The 14554-nt window shown below is 70.8% G+C and carries 15 protein-coding genes; 7 read left to right on the top strand and 8 right to left on the bottom strand.

Annotated features, from left to right (window positions below; genetic code table 11):
• Positions 1-3: 3 nt before the first annotated feature.
• Together OHO83_RS15700 and OHO83_RS15695 are read left to right on the top strand one after the other, a co-directional pair.
• A complete protein-coding gene (locus tag OHO83_RS15700) occupies positions 4-1287 on the top strand; it encodes a phosphatidate cytidylyltransferase (RefSeq protein ID WP_266674652.1) in 1284 nt (427 codons plus the stop codon).
• 392 nt (positions 1288-1679) lie between these two features.
• Positions 1680-1838 (top strand): hypothetical protein, encoded by a 159-nt coding sequence (locus OHO83_RS15695; RefSeq protein WP_266674654.1) that lies wholly within the window; start codon positions 1680-1682, stop codon positions 1836-1838.
• Positions 1839-1954: 116 nt separating this feature from the next.
• Here OHO83_RS15695 and OHO83_RS15690 read toward each other — a convergent pair whose 3' ends face one another.
• The gene (locus OHO83_RS15690; protein ID WP_266674656.1) at positions 1955-2185 is read right to left on the bottom strand and encodes a winged helix-turn-helix transcriptional regulator; all 231 of its coding nucleotides are present in this window, start codon (positions 2183-2185) and stop codon (positions 1955-1957) included.
• On the bottom strand, positions 2185-2382 hold the full coding sequence (locus OHO83_RS15685) for a hypothetical protein (RefSeq protein ID WP_266674658.1): 198 nt from the start codon (positions 2380-2382) through the stop codon (positions 2185-2187). The genes OHO83_RS15690 and OHO83_RS15685 overlap by 1 nt, the downstream gene beginning before the upstream one ends.
• A gap of 273 nt (positions 2383-2655) precedes the next feature.
• On the opposite strand from OHO83_RS15685, the gene rlmN reads away from it, so the two are divergent.
• The 5 genes from rlmN (at position 2656) to OHO83_RS15660 (ending at position 8703) form a co-directional block, all read left to right on the top strand.
• On the top strand, positions 2656-3762 hold the full coding sequence (rlmN, locus tag OHO83_RS15680) for a 23S rRNA (adenine(2503)-C(2))-methyltransferase RlmN (protein ID WP_266674660.1): 1107 nt from the start codon (positions 2656-2658) through the stop codon (positions 3760-3762).
• Positions 3763-3970: 208 nt separating this feature from the next.
• Positions 3971-5071 (top strand): thiamine ABC transporter substrate-binding protein, encoded by a 1101-nt coding sequence (locus tag OHO83_RS15675; RefSeq protein WP_406316370.1) that lies wholly within the window; start codon positions 3971-3973, stop codon positions 5069-5071.
• Positions 5072-5178: 107 nt separating this feature from the next.
• The gene (locus tag OHO83_RS15670; RefSeq protein WP_266676673.1) at positions 5179-6825 is read left to right on the top strand and encodes an ABC transporter permease; all 1647 of its coding nucleotides are present in this window, start codon (positions 5179-5181) and stop codon (positions 6823-6825) included.
• Positions 6825-7880 carry an ABC transporter ATP-binding protein gene (locus OHO83_RS15665; RefSeq protein WP_266674662.1) on the top strand — a complete coding sequence of 352 codons (1056 nt, stop codon included), beginning with the start codon at positions 6825-6827 and terminating at the stop codon, positions 7878-7880. The genes OHO83_RS15670 and OHO83_RS15665 overlap by 1 nt, the downstream gene beginning before the upstream one ends.
• Positions 7881-7890: 10 nt before the next feature.
• Complete coding sequence (locus tag OHO83_RS15660; protein WP_266674664.1) at positions 7891-8703, top strand: maleylpyruvate isomerase family mycothiol-dependent enzyme; 813 nt, start codon at positions 7891-7893, stop codon at positions 8701-8703.
• A gap of 50 nt (positions 8704-8753) precedes the next feature.
• On the opposite strand, the gene OHO83_RS15655 is transcribed toward OHO83_RS15660, so the two are convergent.
• The 6 genes from OHO83_RS15655 to OHO83_RS15630 form a co-directional block, all read right to left on the bottom strand.
• Positions 8754-9893 (bottom strand): LOG family protein, encoded by a 1140-nt coding sequence (locus OHO83_RS15655; protein WP_330279621.1) that lies wholly within the window; start codon positions 9891-9893, stop codon positions 8754-8756.
• Positions 9894-9925: 32 nt separating this feature from the next.
• On the bottom strand, positions 9926-10333 hold the full coding sequence (locus OHO83_RS15650) for a VOC family protein (protein ID WP_266674668.1): 408 nt from the start codon (positions 10331-10333) through the stop codon (positions 9926-9928).
• 152 nt (positions 10334-10485) lie between these two features.
• On the bottom strand, positions 10486-11652 hold the full coding sequence (locus OHO83_RS15645) for a hypothetical protein (RefSeq protein ID WP_266674670.1): 1167 nt from the start codon (positions 11650-11652) through the stop codon (positions 10486-10488).
• A complete protein-coding gene (locus OHO83_RS15640) occupies positions 11634-12380 on the bottom strand; it encodes an ABC transporter ATP-binding protein (RefSeq protein ID WP_266674672.1) in 747 nt (248 codons plus the stop codon). The genes OHO83_RS15645 and OHO83_RS15640 overlap by 19 nt, the downstream gene beginning before the upstream one ends.
• A 194-nt stretch (positions 12381-12574) precedes the next feature.
• On the bottom strand, positions 12575-13954 hold the full coding sequence (locus tag OHO83_RS15635; protein WP_116509314.1) for an aspartate aminotransferase family protein: 1380 nt from the start codon (positions 13952-13954) through the stop codon (positions 12575-12577).
• Complete coding sequence (locus tag OHO83_RS15630; protein WP_206302065.1) at positions 13939-14436, bottom strand: Lrp/AsnC family transcriptional regulator; 498 nt, start codon at positions 14434-14436, stop codon at positions 13939-13941. The genes OHO83_RS15635 and OHO83_RS15630 overlap by 16 nt, the downstream gene beginning before the upstream one ends.
• Positions 14437-14554: the final 118 nt, after the last annotated feature.

The raw sequence follows: 14554 nt of genomic DNA, 5'->3' as shown, positions 1-14554 counted from the left end.
TCCGTGAACGACTCTTCCTGGGGAGCGCCGACCGGAGCCGGGTACTGGGGGCCGCCCGACCAGGGGCCTTCCCAGGGGGCTTCCCCGGCGGGTCCCGCGTACGAACAGCATGCGGTTGAGGAGACTCGGCCCATGCCGATCGTGCCCGAAATGCCCGACGTACCCGCCGGTGGTCGTGACCAGGACGACGATCGGGGGGCTGCTCGGCCGAGCGGTCCCCTGTTCCGCGACGAGTCGCCGCGCGGGACGCAGCACGAGCACCCTCACGGGCCCCGGCACGAGCAGCCGCGGGCGCCTCAGCACGAGCGGCCGCGCGGGAACTCTCCGTACGAGCAGCCGCGCGGGGCACAGCACGAACCGCAGCATCCGACACCGCATCAGACGCCGTATGTGACGCCGCACGAGGCGCAGCACGAGAGCCGGCAGGAGCCCATGCCAAGCGCCGCACAGCCCGCCCCCGCACCGCCGAAGAAGAGCGCGGGCCGTGACCTCGGGGCAGCCATAGGAGTCGGGGTGGGGCTGGGCGCGGTGATCGTCGCGTCGCTCTTCATCGTCAAGGCCGTGTTCATCGGCGTGATAGCGGTGGCCGTCGTCGTCGGCCTCTGGGAGCTCACCTCGCGGCTCGAGGAGCGCAAGGGCATCAAGGCGCCCCTCGTGCCGCTCGCGATCGGCGGCGCGGCGATGGTCGTCGCCGGATACGTCCGCGGCACCGAGGGCGCCTGGGTGGCGATGGCGCTCACCGCGCTCGCCGTCCTGGTCTGGCGCATGACGGAGCCCCCCGAGGGCTACCTCAGGGACGTCACGGCCGGTGTCTTCGCCGCGTTCTACGTGCCGTTCCTCGCGACCTTCGTGGCGCTGATGCTCACGGCGGACGACGGGCCGCAGCGCGTCCTGACGTTCCTGCTGCTCACGGTCGTCAGCGACACCGGCGCGTACGCGATCGGCTGGCGCTTCGGCAAGCACAAGCTCGCCCCGCGCATCAGCCCCGGCAAGACCCGCGAGGGCCTGGTCGGCGCCGTGACGTTCGCGATGGCCGCCGGCGCGCTGTGCATGCAGTTCCTGATCGACGACGGTGCCTGGTGGCAGGGCCTGCTGCTCGGGCTCGCGGTCGCGGCCAGCGCCACGCTCGGCGACCTCGGCGAGTCGATGATCAAGCGCGATCTCGGGATCAAGGACATGGGCACGCTCCTGCCCGGACACGGCGGGATCATGGACCGTCTCGACTCGCTGCTCCCGACGGCGCCCGTGGTCTGGCTGCTCCTGGTGATCTTCGTCGGGGCCGGCTGACCGATCCGAAATCCCGGTTGACCTGCGCGGATTCAGGTGACGGGCTCGTTGTCCACAGGGCGGCGGGCCCGTTGTCGTATGTCTGGCGGGACTCGGTCCGAAGCCGGCACCCGATGTCGCGCCCACGCCTGTACAGGCGTGACTCTGCAGGGAGCTACGGATCGGATGCCGACCATTCCTGGCGTGCCCGCGAGGCAGGGCATCATGGGCCCATGGGGATCGATCTTGAGCTGCACTCCGCACGGCCGACGCGAAACTGGCGCAAGTCCCGGGCAACGCTTCTGCGGAGCTCGTGCGGGCACGGGGACGCGTTGGCCGATGCACTTGACTCCCTTCGGCTGCCGGGGGTCCCGGGGAGGCTCACCGCCGTTGATCCGTACCGAGACACTTTGATGAACGAGCAGGAGGCCGCCGTCGCGCTCACCGAGATCAGCGGACTGGCCCGACGGTGCAGTGATCGACGTCAGCTTGCCGCGCTGGACGATCTTGCGACACGGCTCCAGCAGTGCGCCGACACTCCTGGCAGCTACCTGTGGTTCCAAGGGGACTGAACGCGTGCCGCCGGCGTGCCAGAACCTACGGGGGCTGTTCCGCTGCAAGCCCGCCGGGGGCGCCGGGCGAACCTCCGCCACGGGGGGAACGAGTCAAGGGGGCGCGTCGTCGGACGTCAGCTGAGCCGGTAGTCCCGCGAGCCGGTGCCCCGGGCACGCCGTACGGCGCCGGCCTCCTCGAGGCGGCGCAGCTGATACAGCACCGACGAAGGGCTGGCCAGTCCGACGGCCGCGGCGATCTCCCGCACGGTGGGGGCCTCGCCGTGATCGGCGATGTGGGCGCGTATCGCGGCGAGCACCGACCGCTGGCGCTCAGTGATGTCCCAGGACCGCCGGACGCGGGTCACTAGTCCTCCTCAGCCTGCTGGCGCAGGTCTGCGCGCTGTTCCCGGGGGACGTCCTGGACGAGTCGGCGGGACAGATCGATCAGACGCCGGCGCAGGCGCGTATTGCTGCCGGTCGGGGCCTCGGCGAGGGCGTTGTAGGTGCGGATCCAGTCGCGCTGGGCCTGCACGATGTCGCGGGAATGTTCGTGGTGCGCCATGAGTCCAGTAGAGCATGTGTTCGATTTTCTGCGCACGCTGAAACATGCCCCCGCATGAAGTTCTGAAGCGTCCTGGGGCGACGACGACCACGCGTGCCGGCAGTGCGCGGAGTCCGGCGCCGACCTGCACGGATGTTGCCTGAGGGAGAAGGGTGCCGGGCCGTCTGCGGGCCGTAGGGAGAGGGCCCACGACCACCAGGGACGACCATTGGCGCCCCCCTCCCTCTCTTGAGCCCCAGGTCACATGATTCGATCTGCGACACTGGAACGGTTATGCCTAAGCCCGGAGAACTCACTTTCGTTGCCCCGCGCGGAGCCAAGAAGCCGCCGCGGCACCTCGCCGACCTCTCGCCCGCCGAGCGGAAGGAGGCCGTCGCCGCGATCGGTGAGAAGCCGTTCCGCGCCAAGCAGCTGTCGCAGCACTACTTCTCGCGGTTCGCGCACGACCCCGCGGAGTGGACCGACATCCCCGCCGGCTCGCGCAGCAAGCTGCAGGAGGCGCTGCTTCCGGAGCTGATGACCGTCGTCCGGCATCTGTCGACCGACCAGGACACCACCCGCAAGACCTTGTGGCGGCTCTTCGACGGCACGCTCGTCGAGTCCGTGCTGATGCGCTACCCGGACCGGGTCACCATGTGCATCAGTTCGCAGGCCGGCTGCGGAATGAACTGCCCGTTCTGCGCCACGGGACAGGCCGGCCTCGACCGGAACCTGTCGACGGGTGAGATCGTGCACCAGATCGTCGACGGCATGCGCGCGCTGCGCGAGGGCGAGATCCCGGGCGGTCCGGCGCGCCTGAGCAACATCGTCTTCATGGGCATGGGTGAGCCCCTGGCCAACTACAAGCGGGTCGTCGGCGCCATCCGCGCGCTCACCGACCCCGAGCCCGACGGCGTCGGCCTCTCGCAGCGCGGGATCACCGTCTCGACCGTCGGTCTGGTCCCCGCCATGCACCGGTTCGCCGACGAGGGCTTCAAGTGCCGCCTCGCCGTCTCGCTGCACGCCCCCGACGACGAGCTGCGCGACACCCTCGTCCCGGTCAACACGCGCTGGAAGGTCCGCGAGGTCCTCGACGCGGCGTGGGAGTACTCCGAGAAGTCGGGCCGCCGCATCTCGATCGAGTACGCGCTCATCCGGGACATCAACGACCAGGCCTGGCGTGGTGACCGGCTCGGCCGCCTGCTCAAGGGCAAGCGCGTCCACGTCAACCTGATCCCGCTGAACCCGACCCCGGGCTCGAAGTGGACGGCCTCGCGCCCCGAGGACGAGAAGGCGTTCGTCGAGGCCATCGCGGCCCACGGCGTGCCGGTCACCGTCCGCGACACCCGTGGCCAGGAGATCGACGGGGCGTGCGGTCAGCTCGCCGCCACCGAGCGGTAACCTGACTGGCGTACTTACATCTTCATATTCCGACAGGGGAGCGCCACAGCGCTGAGAGTGCGGCATCGGCCGCAGACCCTCTGAACCTTGCCCAGGTCATTCTGGGTAGGAAGTTCGGTCGCCACTCAAGCTGTTGTGCCCTGCCCGGGAATCGTCCGCGATCCCGGGCAGGGCCGCGTCTCTTCCTGGTCACCCAGGAGGGAACTCAGTGAGCACCATCATCAAGGCCACGGCCGTCGCCGTGGCGGCCGGTCTCGGACTCGTCACGCTCTCCGCGTGCGGGGGATCCGACTCCGGCAAGAACTCGGCGGACCCGGCGGACTCCAAGACCGTCACCCTCGTCAGCCATGACTCGTGGGCCGTCTCCAAGAACGTGCTCAAGGACTTCGAGAAGCGCTCCGGCTACAAGGTCACGGTCCTGAAGGACGGTGACGCGGGCGAGGCCGTGAACAAGGCCATCCTGTCCAAGGACAACCCGCAGGGCGACGTCCTCTTCGGCGTCGACAACACGCTCCTGTCGCGCGCCCTCGACAACGGGCTCTTCCAGCCGTACGAGGCCAAGGGCCTGGACCGGGTGGGGGCCGAGTACCAGCTCGACAAGGGCAAGCACCGCGTCACCCCGATCGACACCGGCAACATCTGCGTCAACTACGACAAGAAGTACTTCGCCGATCACAAGCTGACGCCGCCCGCCTCGTTCGACGACCTCGCCAAGCCCGCGTACAAGAACCTGCTGGTCACGGAGAACGTGTCGACGTCGTCGCCCGGCCTCGGTTTCCTGCTCGGCAGCGCCGCGCAGTACGGCGACCACGGCAACGGCTGGCAGGGCTACTGGAAGAAGCTCAAGGCCAACGGCGTGAAGGTCGTCGACGGCTGGGAGCAGGCCTACAACGAGGAGTTCTCGGGCTCCGCCGGCGGCAGGAAGGCGGGCGGTGACCGGCCGCTCGTCGTGTCGTACGCGTCATCCCCGCCCGCCGAGGCGATCTACTCGGACCCGCAGCCCAAGACCGCCCCGACCGGGGTCGCGACCGGCACCTGCTTCCGCCAGACCGAGTTCGCCGGCCTGCTGAGCAACGCGAAGAACGAGAAGGGCGGCAAGGCACTCCTCGACTTCCTGATCGCGAAGGAGTTCCAGCAGGACATGCCGCTGAACATGTTCGTGGACCCGGTGACGAAGGACGCGGCCCTGCCCGCCGACTACGCGAAGTACGACGTCAAGGTCGACGCCCCGAAGACCATGGCCCCGAAGAAGATCGCCGACAACCGTGACGCCTGGGTCAAGTCGTGGACCTCGCTCGTACTGAAGTGACACCCCCCGGTGGAGCTCCGGTAGAGCGCCCGGTGACGCGACCGGAAAAGCCTCCGGTGGAGTCCCGTAAGGGTCGTCGGCGCGGGAGCGCGGCGCGGCTCGGCCTGATGGCCGTGCCCGTCGCGTTCTTCGCGGTCTTCTTCGCCTACCCGGTCGCCGCGATCGTCTCCCGCGGCCTGAAGGCGGGCGGCCACTGGCAGTTCGGGCGGATCGCCGACGTGCTCGGGCAGTCCGACATCCGGCACGTCCTGTGGTTCACGACCTGGCAGGCGTTCGCCTCGACCGTGCTCACGCTGCTGATCGCGCTCCCCGGCGCATACGTGTTCGCGCGCTTCGAGTTCAGGGGCAAGCAGGTTCTGAGGGCCGCCGTCACCGTGCCGTTCGTGCTGCCGACCGTCGTCGTCGGCACGGCGTTCCTGGCGCTGGTCGGCCGCGGCGGGCTCCTCGACGGCCTGTGGGGCGTACGCCTCGACACGACGGTGTGGGCGATCCTGCTCGCCCATGTCTTCTTCAACTACGCCGTCGTCGTGCGCACCGTCGGCGGACTGTGGTCGCAGCTCGACCCGCGACAGGAGGAGGCCGCCCGCATGCTGGGCGCCTCCCGCTGGGCGGCCTGGCGGAAGGTGACGCTGCCCGCGCTCGGGCCGGCCGTCGCGGCCGCCGCGCTGATGGTCTTCCTCTTCACGTTCACGTCGTTCGGCGTGGTCCAGATCCTCGGCGGGCCGACGTTCTCCACTCTTGAGGTGGAGATCTACCGGCAGACCGCACAGATCTTCGACCTCTCCACGGCGGCTGTTCTCACGATCGTGCAGTTCGCCGCCGTAGGGATCATCCTCGCCGTGCACGCCTGGAGCGTGCGCCGGAGGGAGAGCGCGCTGCGCCTCGTCGACGCGGCGCACACCGCCCGGCGCCCGCGCGGCGCGGGCCAGTGGGCGCTCCTCGCCGGAGTGGTCGCCACGGTCGCGGTGCTGATCCTGCTGCCGCTCGGCGTGCTGATCCAGAGGTCCTTCGAGGGGTCGGACGGCTTCGGGTTCGCCTACTACAAGGCGCTCACCTCGTCCGACAGCGGCGTGTTCCTGGTGCCGCCGATCGAGGCGATCGGGAACTCCCTCACGTACGCGCTCGCCGCCACCGCCATCGCGGTCGTGATCGGCGGACTCGCCGCGGCGGCCCTGACACTCCCCCACTCTCGGCTCCGCTCGAGCGGGGGGACCCCCATGGCCGGCCGTCTCGTACGGGGCTTCGACGCGCTCCTCATGCTGCCGCTCGGCGTCTCCGCCGTCACCGTCGGCTTCGGCTTCCTGATCACCCTGGACAGGCCGCCTCTCGACCTGCGCGGCACCTGGATCCTGGTTCCGCTGGCCCAGGCCCTCGTCGGGGTGCCCTTCGTCGTCCGCACCATGCTGCCGGTCCTGCGCGCGGTCGACGGGCGGCTGCGCGAGGCCGCCGCCGTCCTCGGCGCCTCGCCGCTGCGGGCCTGGCGCGAGGTCGATCTGCCGATGGTGCGCAGGGCTCTGCTGATCGCGGCCGGGTTCGCGTTCGCCGTGTCGCTCGGCGAGTTCGGGGCGACCGTGTTCATCGCCCGCCCGGACCGCCCGACCCTGCCGGTCGCCGTGGCGCGGCTCCTCGGCCGCGCCGGTGACCTCAACTACGGCCAGGCAATGGCCCTTTCGACGATTCTCATGGTGGTGTGCGCGGTGTCGCTGCTGCTGCTCGAACGCATCCGCACGGACCGTACGACGGGGGAGTTCTGATGGCCCTGCTGACCCTGGACGACGCGACCGTGCGGTTCGGCGGTCCGCCCAGAACGGCGCATGCCGCGCTCGACCGGGTCGATCTGGAGGTCGCCGAGCACGAGATCGTGTGTGTGCTCGGCCCCAGCGGCAGCGGAAAGTCGACGCTGCTGCGGGTCGTGGCCGGGCTCCAGGGGCTCGACGGGGGACGTGTGTTCCTCGAGGGCCGTGACCAGTCGGGCGTGCCCGCGCACCGGCGGGGCGTCGGCCTCATGTTCCAGGACCACCAGCTGTTCCCGCAGCGTGACGTCGGCGGCAACGTCGCCTTCGGGCTGCGGATGCACGGCGCCGTGCGCTCCGAACAGCGGGACCGGGTAAGGGAGTTGCTGGCACTGGTCGGGCTGCCCGGGGCCGCTGGGCGGGCCGTGGCCTCGCTGTCCGGCGGGGAGCAGCAGCGCGTCGCCCTCGCCAGGGCGCTCGCCCCGAGACCCCGCCTGCTCATGCTCGACGAGCCGCTCGGTCAGCTCGACCGCTCGCTGCGGGAGCGTCTGGTCGTCGAACTCAGGGAACTCTTCGGTGAGTTGGGTACGACCGTGCTCGCCGTGACACACGACCAGGGCGAGGCCTTCGCCCTCGCCGACCGTGTCGTGGTGATGCGCGACGGACGGATCGCCCAGTCCGGCACGCCACTTGAGGTGTGGCAGCACCCGGCCGACGAGTTCGTGGCCCGCTTCCTCGGATTCGACAACGTCGTCGACGCCACGATCGTCGGGGAGGTGGCCGACACGCCCTGGGGGAAGGTGCCCGTGCCCGCGGGGTCCCCGCAGGGCCGCGCCAAGATCCTCGTCAGGCCCGCGGGCGTACGCCTCGTGCCCGCCGCCGAGGCCCAGTTGACGTGCACGGTCACCGCGCGCACCTTCCGCGGCACGCATGTCGCCGTACACCTCCAGGCCGCGGAAGCGCCCCGCCTCGAAGCGGCCTGCGCGCTGCGGGACGCACCGGAGCCGGGGGACGAGGTCGCGGTGGCGTTCGACGCGGGCGAAATCGTGGTGCTGGACGGCCCGTCCGCCGCATAGGGTCCGCCGTATGACGACGGAGACCGCGGCATCCGGACAGCTCGCCCATGACCGCTACTGCGACGAGGTCGTCGCGCAGAGCGCCCTGCTGGCCGGGCATCTCGTCGGCGCCGACCTCACGGCGACGGTGCCGACCTGCCCCGACTGGACCCTGCGCGACCTCGTCGTGCACCTCGGCGGCGCGCACCGCTGGGTCGAGGCGATCGTACGGACCGGGGCCACCGAGGTGATCCCCGACGAGAAGGTGCCGGGTTTCGAAGGGCCGGGGAGCGACGACCCGGCCGCGCTCGCGGCCTGGCTCATGGAAGGCGCCGAGCTGACCGCGCGGACGCTGCACGCCGCCGGCCCCGGCACCCGCGTCTGGACCTGGTCCTGGCAGCGGACCACGGGGTTCTGGGCGCGCCGCATGACGCACGAGACCGTGATCCACCGGGCGGACGCGGCGCTCACGGCGCAGGCCGCGTACGAGGTGGCGCCCGAACTCGCCGCCGACGCGATCGACGAATGGCTGCAGATCGTCGCCTACGCCCAGCGGTCGGACCCGTCCGACGCCGCGGCGGAGCTGCGCGGCGGCGGGCGCAGCCTGCACCTCCACGCCACCGACGCACCGGCGGAGCTGAACGCCGAATGGCTGGTCGAACTGGGCGAGGACGGGTTCACCTGGCGCCGCGGCCACGAGAAGGCGACCGTCGCCCTGCGGGGGCCGCTGACCGATGTGATGCTCGCGTTCTATCGGCGCGCGCCCCTCGACGGCGGACGCGTGGAGGTCCTGGGAGAGCGGGAACTACTGGACTTCTGGCTGGAACGGGCGACGTTCGGGTAGCCCTGGCCTGGCTTCCGTGCCGCCGCCGGGGAGTTCGGCCCGCCGAAGAGTCAGCCCAGCTTCGCGAGCGCGTCCGCCGCTTCCTCCACGGTGTCCACCAGCGCGATCCGCGCGTCCATCGAGCGCTCGCGGGCCAGAGCGGTGAGCAGCGGCCAGGCCGGCAGGCGCTCCGTCCAGTGGGCGCGGCCGACGAGGACCATCGGGGTGGGCGCGCCCCGGGACTCGTAGTAGTTCGGCGTCGCGTTGTCGAATATCTCCTGGACGGTGCCGGCCGCGCCCGGCAGGAAGACCACCCCCGCGTTCGAGCGGGCCAGGAGCCCGTCCTCGCGGGTGGCGTTCGCGAAGTACTTCGCGATGTGCCCGGCGAAGGCGTTCGGCGGCTCGTGCCCGTAGAACCAGGTGGGGATGCCGACCGAGTCGCCGCCGTCCGGCCAGCGGGAGCGCACCTCGAAGGCGGCCGACGCCCACGCCGTGACGGACGGGGTGAACGAGGGTGCGGCGGACAGGAGTCGGAGCGCCTCGGCCAGCATCCCGTCGTCGAACCGTGCCGCGTACGCGCCCAGGTTCGCCGCCTCCATCGCGCCCGGACCGCCGCCCGTGGCGACGGTGACCCCGGAGCGCGCGAGCGTCCTGCCGAGCCGCGCCGCGCCCGCGTACCCGTCCGTGCCGCGAGCCATCGCGTGACCGCCCATGACCCCCACCACCCTGGTGCCGGCGAGGAGTTCGTCGAGGGCGTCGGAGACGGAGTCGTCGTGCACGGCCCGCAGCATCGACGCGAAGACGTCGTGGTCGGCCTTGGTCTGCTGGAACCAGTCGTACGCGCGGGCGTCCGGCGTCGACTCGTATCCACCCTCCGCGAGGCCCGCGAACAGCTCGTCGGGGGAGTAGAGAAGGCCCCGGTACGGGTCGAAAGGGAGGCCGGGGACCGGCGGGAAGACCAGGGCGCCGGTGGCCCGGATCCGCGCCGCGGCGTCGGGCCCCATCGGGCAGCCGAGGAAGACGGCGCCCTCGGCGTCCAGGGTGAGCAGTTCGTCCGTACGCTCCGTCAGGTCGACGGCCTGCACGCGGCGTCCGGCGAGTGAGCCGTGCGCGGCCACGACCTCGTCGAACTCGTCGAGCGTCTCGATCTCACGGCCGGGGTCCGTGTGCGGGATCGCGGGCCTGCGCGGGGCGGGTTCAGAGGTCTGCACCCGCCCATGCTAGGGCGCCGTACTCCTGAGGATCAGCCCTGGACGGCCGCCGGGTCCATCCACATGATCTCCCAGGTGTGGCCGTCCGGGTCGTCGAAGGCGCGGCCGTACATGAAGCCGTGGTCCTGCTTCTCGCCGGTCTCGGTGCCGCCCGCGGCGATCGCCTTGTCGACGAGCTCGTCGACCTTCTCGCGGCTCTCCGCGCTCAGACACAGCAGCACCTCGGTGCTCTTGGTCGAGTCGACGATCGTCTTCTTCGTGAAGCCGGAGTACTTCTCCTTGGTGAGCAGCATGACCACGATGTGCTCGCTGACCACCACGGAGGCGCAGGTCTCGTCGGAGAACTGCGGGTTGATCGAGTACCCGAGCTCGGTGAAGAACTTCTTCGACGCGTCGAGGTCGTTCACGGCGAGATTCGGGAAGATCATCTGCTGGTACATGGTGGGGCCGTCGCTTTCGCTCGCTGGTCTCGGTGTCGTGTCGCTGTGCCGTACGCAGGGTTAGACGTGCCGCTCGCCCGTAACTCATCGCCCGCCGCGAACTTTCCTCCGGTCTTTTTCGGGGGTCCGAGACGAGAGGGTGCGGGTTCCGCTCAGGCCGCGAGCGGGAGCGCCGCGAGTTCCGCGACGGCCCATGTCAGCAGCCCGAACACGGAGAGCAGTGCCGCCGCGCGCAGCCCGGCCGCGCCCCGGAGGAGACTCACGGGGGCACCGAGCCGGAGCAGGGCGGCCATGGTGTCGGAGCGGGCGTGCTTGGCCTCGGTCGCGGCCGTCAGGAGCGTGGCGACCGTACAGCCCATGACGAGGACGGCGCCGAGCGCGGACAGCGGGCCGAGGTCGGGCTGACGTCCCGACCAGAGGGTGAGCCCCGCGTACGCGCCGGAGGCCACCGCGCAGACCACGCCCAGGGGGCGGCCGATACGACGGGCCTCCTCCTGAAGCACCCGGCCCGCCAGGAGCCGCGCCGCCCCGGGCCGCACCGCCTGAAGGGCCCGGCCGCACTGGTACGTGAGTCCGGGGCCCGCGAGCGCGAGGCCGAGGGCTGTCAGTGTCCAGCCGGCCAGCACGCCGGCCGGGCTGCCGCCGAGACCGCCCGGCATGGGGAAGCCCGCTGTGCCCTGCGCGCGGGAGGCGTATGTCTCCACGGCGAGACCCATGGCCAGCAGCGCCACGCCCCAGGGCAGGCCGATCGGCGCGGGAATCGGGGCGGCGGGATCGCGTGGGTCCGGCTGGGGCTCGCCGGCCTTGGCGGCGCGCGGGCGCAGCACGAGGGCGGAGGCGCCGGACGCGGCGAGCGGGACCAGGGCGAGCAGGGTCAGGGTGGCGGCCAGCGGCAGGGGCTGGTCCGCGGCGAGGAGACCGCGTGCCGCCCCGTCGAAAGGCAGCCCGGAGAGGTCGCCGCGCAGGTGCAGGAAGACCAGCAGCGCCAGCAGGGAGCCGAGCGCGCAGGCGGCCGCGGTGGAGATCGCCGAGATGAGCGTGAGGCGTGCCGGGCCGAGGCCGACCGCGGACAGGCCGGGACGCGGCTTGGTGCCCGGGTCGGTGCGGGCGACGGCGACGGCGAGGTGGACGGTCGCGGCGATCGGCACCACGCACCAGGCCAGGCGCAGTACGGATCCGGTGGAGGTGTCGGGGTGGCCCATCGCGTAGCCGAGCGTGCACAGGAGGAGGAACCCGGTTCCGGCGGAGGCGGCCGCGACCAGGAGCCGGCGCAGCTGGACGACGGGCTGGCCCCTGCGGGCTAGACGGAGAGCGAGCACGCGGCCCGGCCCTCCGCGTCGGTGCCGCCGGGTACGCCGGGCAGATGGACCGTGTTCACGCGGCGTCCGTCGAGGAGCGCCATCGAGCGGTCGGCCAGGGCGGCGACCTCGGTGTCATGGGTGGCGAGGACGACGGTGATGCCGTGCGAGCGGGACGCGGCCATCAGGGTGCGCAGGACGTGGGCGCGGTCGGCGCGGTGCAGGGGCGCGGTGGGCTCGTCGGCGAAGAGGACCGAGGGCGCGGTGACCAGGGCGCGGGCGATGGCGACGCGCTGGCGTTCCGACTGGATCAGGGCGTGCGGGCGCTTGCGGGCGCACATGCCGATGTCGAGGCGCTCCAGCCACTCCAGGGCACTGGCCTTGGCGGCGCGGCGGCTGCCGCCGCGCATCATCAGGGCGAGCGCCGTGTTCTCCCAGGCGTTCAGCTCGGGCACGAGGTGGGGCTCGGGGTCGATCCAGGCGAAGCGGTCGCGGCGCAGCCGTTCCCTGACGAGCGGGCCCATGGTGTGCACGGGGGTGCTGTTGAACCAGACCTCGCCCGCATGCGGCAGGAGCTGGCCGGAGAGGCACTGCAGGAGCGTCGTCTTGCCGCTGCCGCGCGGCCCTGTGACGGCGAGGATCTCGCCCTCGCGGACACCGAGCGACACGCCGGTGAGTGCGGGCGAGCCGTTGTGGGAGAAGTGCAGGGCGCGTGCCCAGAGTACGTCGTTGTCCGGTGGGGCCACCATGGCGAACACCTCGTTCAGAGACTTCAGATCAGAAATGCCGTAAGACGAGCCGTCCCCCTTACGGGGGAACGAAGGCAGGGCCGATCGGTCACTGGGCACGCTAGGTATTCGCAGGCGCGGGTCGGGAAAGGACGCGGCCCGGCCGCCCCCATCTCACTCGGATGGGCGCAGCCGGGCCGCGGGAGCCGTCAGGCTCAGATCTTGCTCCAGGCCTCCGTGAGGACCTGGCGGATGATGCCCTCGATCTCGTCGAAGGTGGACTGGTCCGAGATCAGCGGCGGCGACAGCTGGATGACCGGGTCACCACGGTCGTCGGCGCGGCAGTACAGGCCGTACTCGTAGAGCTTCTTGGACACGAAGCCGTAGAGCACGCGCTCCGACTCCTCGTCCGTGAAGGACTCCTTGGTGTCCTTGTCCTTGACGAGCTCGATGCCGTAGAAGAAGCCGTTGCCGCGGACGTCGCCGACGATGGGCAGGTCGTGCAGCTTCTGCAGCGTCTTGAGGAAGTTGGCCTCGTTGTCGAGCACGTGCTGGTTGAGACCCTCGCGCTCGAACAGGTCGAGGTTGGCGAGCGCCACGGCCGAGGAGACCGGGTGGCCACCGAAGGTGTAGCCGTGCAGGAAGGTGTTGTCACCCTTGTAGAACGGCGCCGCGATCCGGTCGGAGACGATGGTCGCACCGATCGGGGAGTAGCCCGAGGTCATGCCCTTGGCGCAGGTGATGATGTCCGGGATGTAGCCGAACTTGTCACAGGCGAACATCGTGCCGAGGCGGCCGAAGGCGCAGATGACCTCGTCCGAGACGAGCAGCACGTCGTACTGGTCGCAGATCTCGCGCACGCGCTGGAAGTAGCCGGGCGGCGGCGGGAAGCAGCCGCCGGCGTTCTGCACGGGCTCGAGGAAGACCGCGGCGACGGTCTCGGGGCCCTCGAAGAGGATCTCCTGCTCGATCTGGTCGGCGGCCCAGCGGCCGAAGGCCTCGGGGTCGTCGCCGTGGATCGGGGCGCGGTAGATGTTGGTGTTCGGGACCTTGTGCGCGCCCGGCACCAGCGGCTCGAACGGGGCCTTCAGGCCCGGCAGGCCGGTGATGGACAGCGCGCCCTGCGGGGTGCCGTGGTAGGCCACCGCGCGGGAGATCACCTTGTACTTGGTGTGGTTGCCGTTGAGCTTGTGGTACTGCTTCGCAAGCTTCCAGGCGGTCTCGACGGCCTCGCCACCACCGGTGGAGAAGAAGACCTTGTTGAGGTCACCCGGGGCGTAGTGGGCGAGGCGCTCGGCCAGCTCCACAGCCTTCGGGTGGGCGTACGACCACACGGGGAAGAAGGCCAGCTCGGACGCCTGCTTGGCGGCGACCTCGGCGAGCTCCCTGCGTCCGTGGCCGGCCTGCACGACGAACAGGCCCGCGAGCCCGTCGAGGTACTTCTTGCCCTTGTCGTCGTAGATGTAGGTGCCCTCGCCACGCACGATGGTGGGAACGGGCGCGTTCTCGTACGACGACATGCGGGTGAAGTGCATCCACAGGTGGTCGTACGCGGTTCGGCTGAGGTCCTTGCTCACGGCTATCGGGTTCCCCACATATAGGTCTGCTTCTTGAGCTTGAGGTAGACGAAGCTCTCGGTGGAGCGCACGCCGGGAAGGGCCCGGATGCGTTTGTTGATGACGTCCAGGAGTTGGTCGTCGTCCTCACACACGACCTCCGCGAGGAGGTCGAACGAGCCCGCGGTCATGACCACGTACTCGACTTCCGGCATGGCCGTCAGCGCTTCGGCGACGGGATCGAGGTCACCCTCCGCGTTGATGCCGACCATCGCCTGCCGGCGGAAACCCACGGTGAGCGGGTCCGTGACGGCGACGATCTGCATCACGCCCTGGTCGAGCAGCTTCTGGACGCGCTGTCGCACGGCCGCCTCGGAGAGGCCCACGGCCTTGCCGATGGCGGCGTACGGCCTACGACCGTCTTCCTGGAGCTGTTCGATGATGGCGAGGGAAACGGCGTCGAGCGGCGGGGTGCCGGTGCCGTTCCTCGATCCCTTTGGGTCTGCGCTGCGACTGGCCACGTCCCCCACCATGCACGAGGAGTCGACAGTTCCGCAAGCCTGGATCGATGAAATTCGTTGTTTGAGGGCTCGAACTTCACGGATTTCGCAGATCTGGCGGGGTGGGGGGTGTTGAAAG

The sequence above is a fragment of the Streptomyces sp. NBC_00569 genome (genome assembly GCF_036345255.1).
GTDB lineage: Bacteria > Actinomycetota > Actinomycetes > Streptomycetales > Streptomycetaceae > Streptomyces.
The sequence above is the reverse complement of the archived record's forward strand: the minus strand, read 5'-3'. Positions and strand labels throughout refer to the sequence as shown.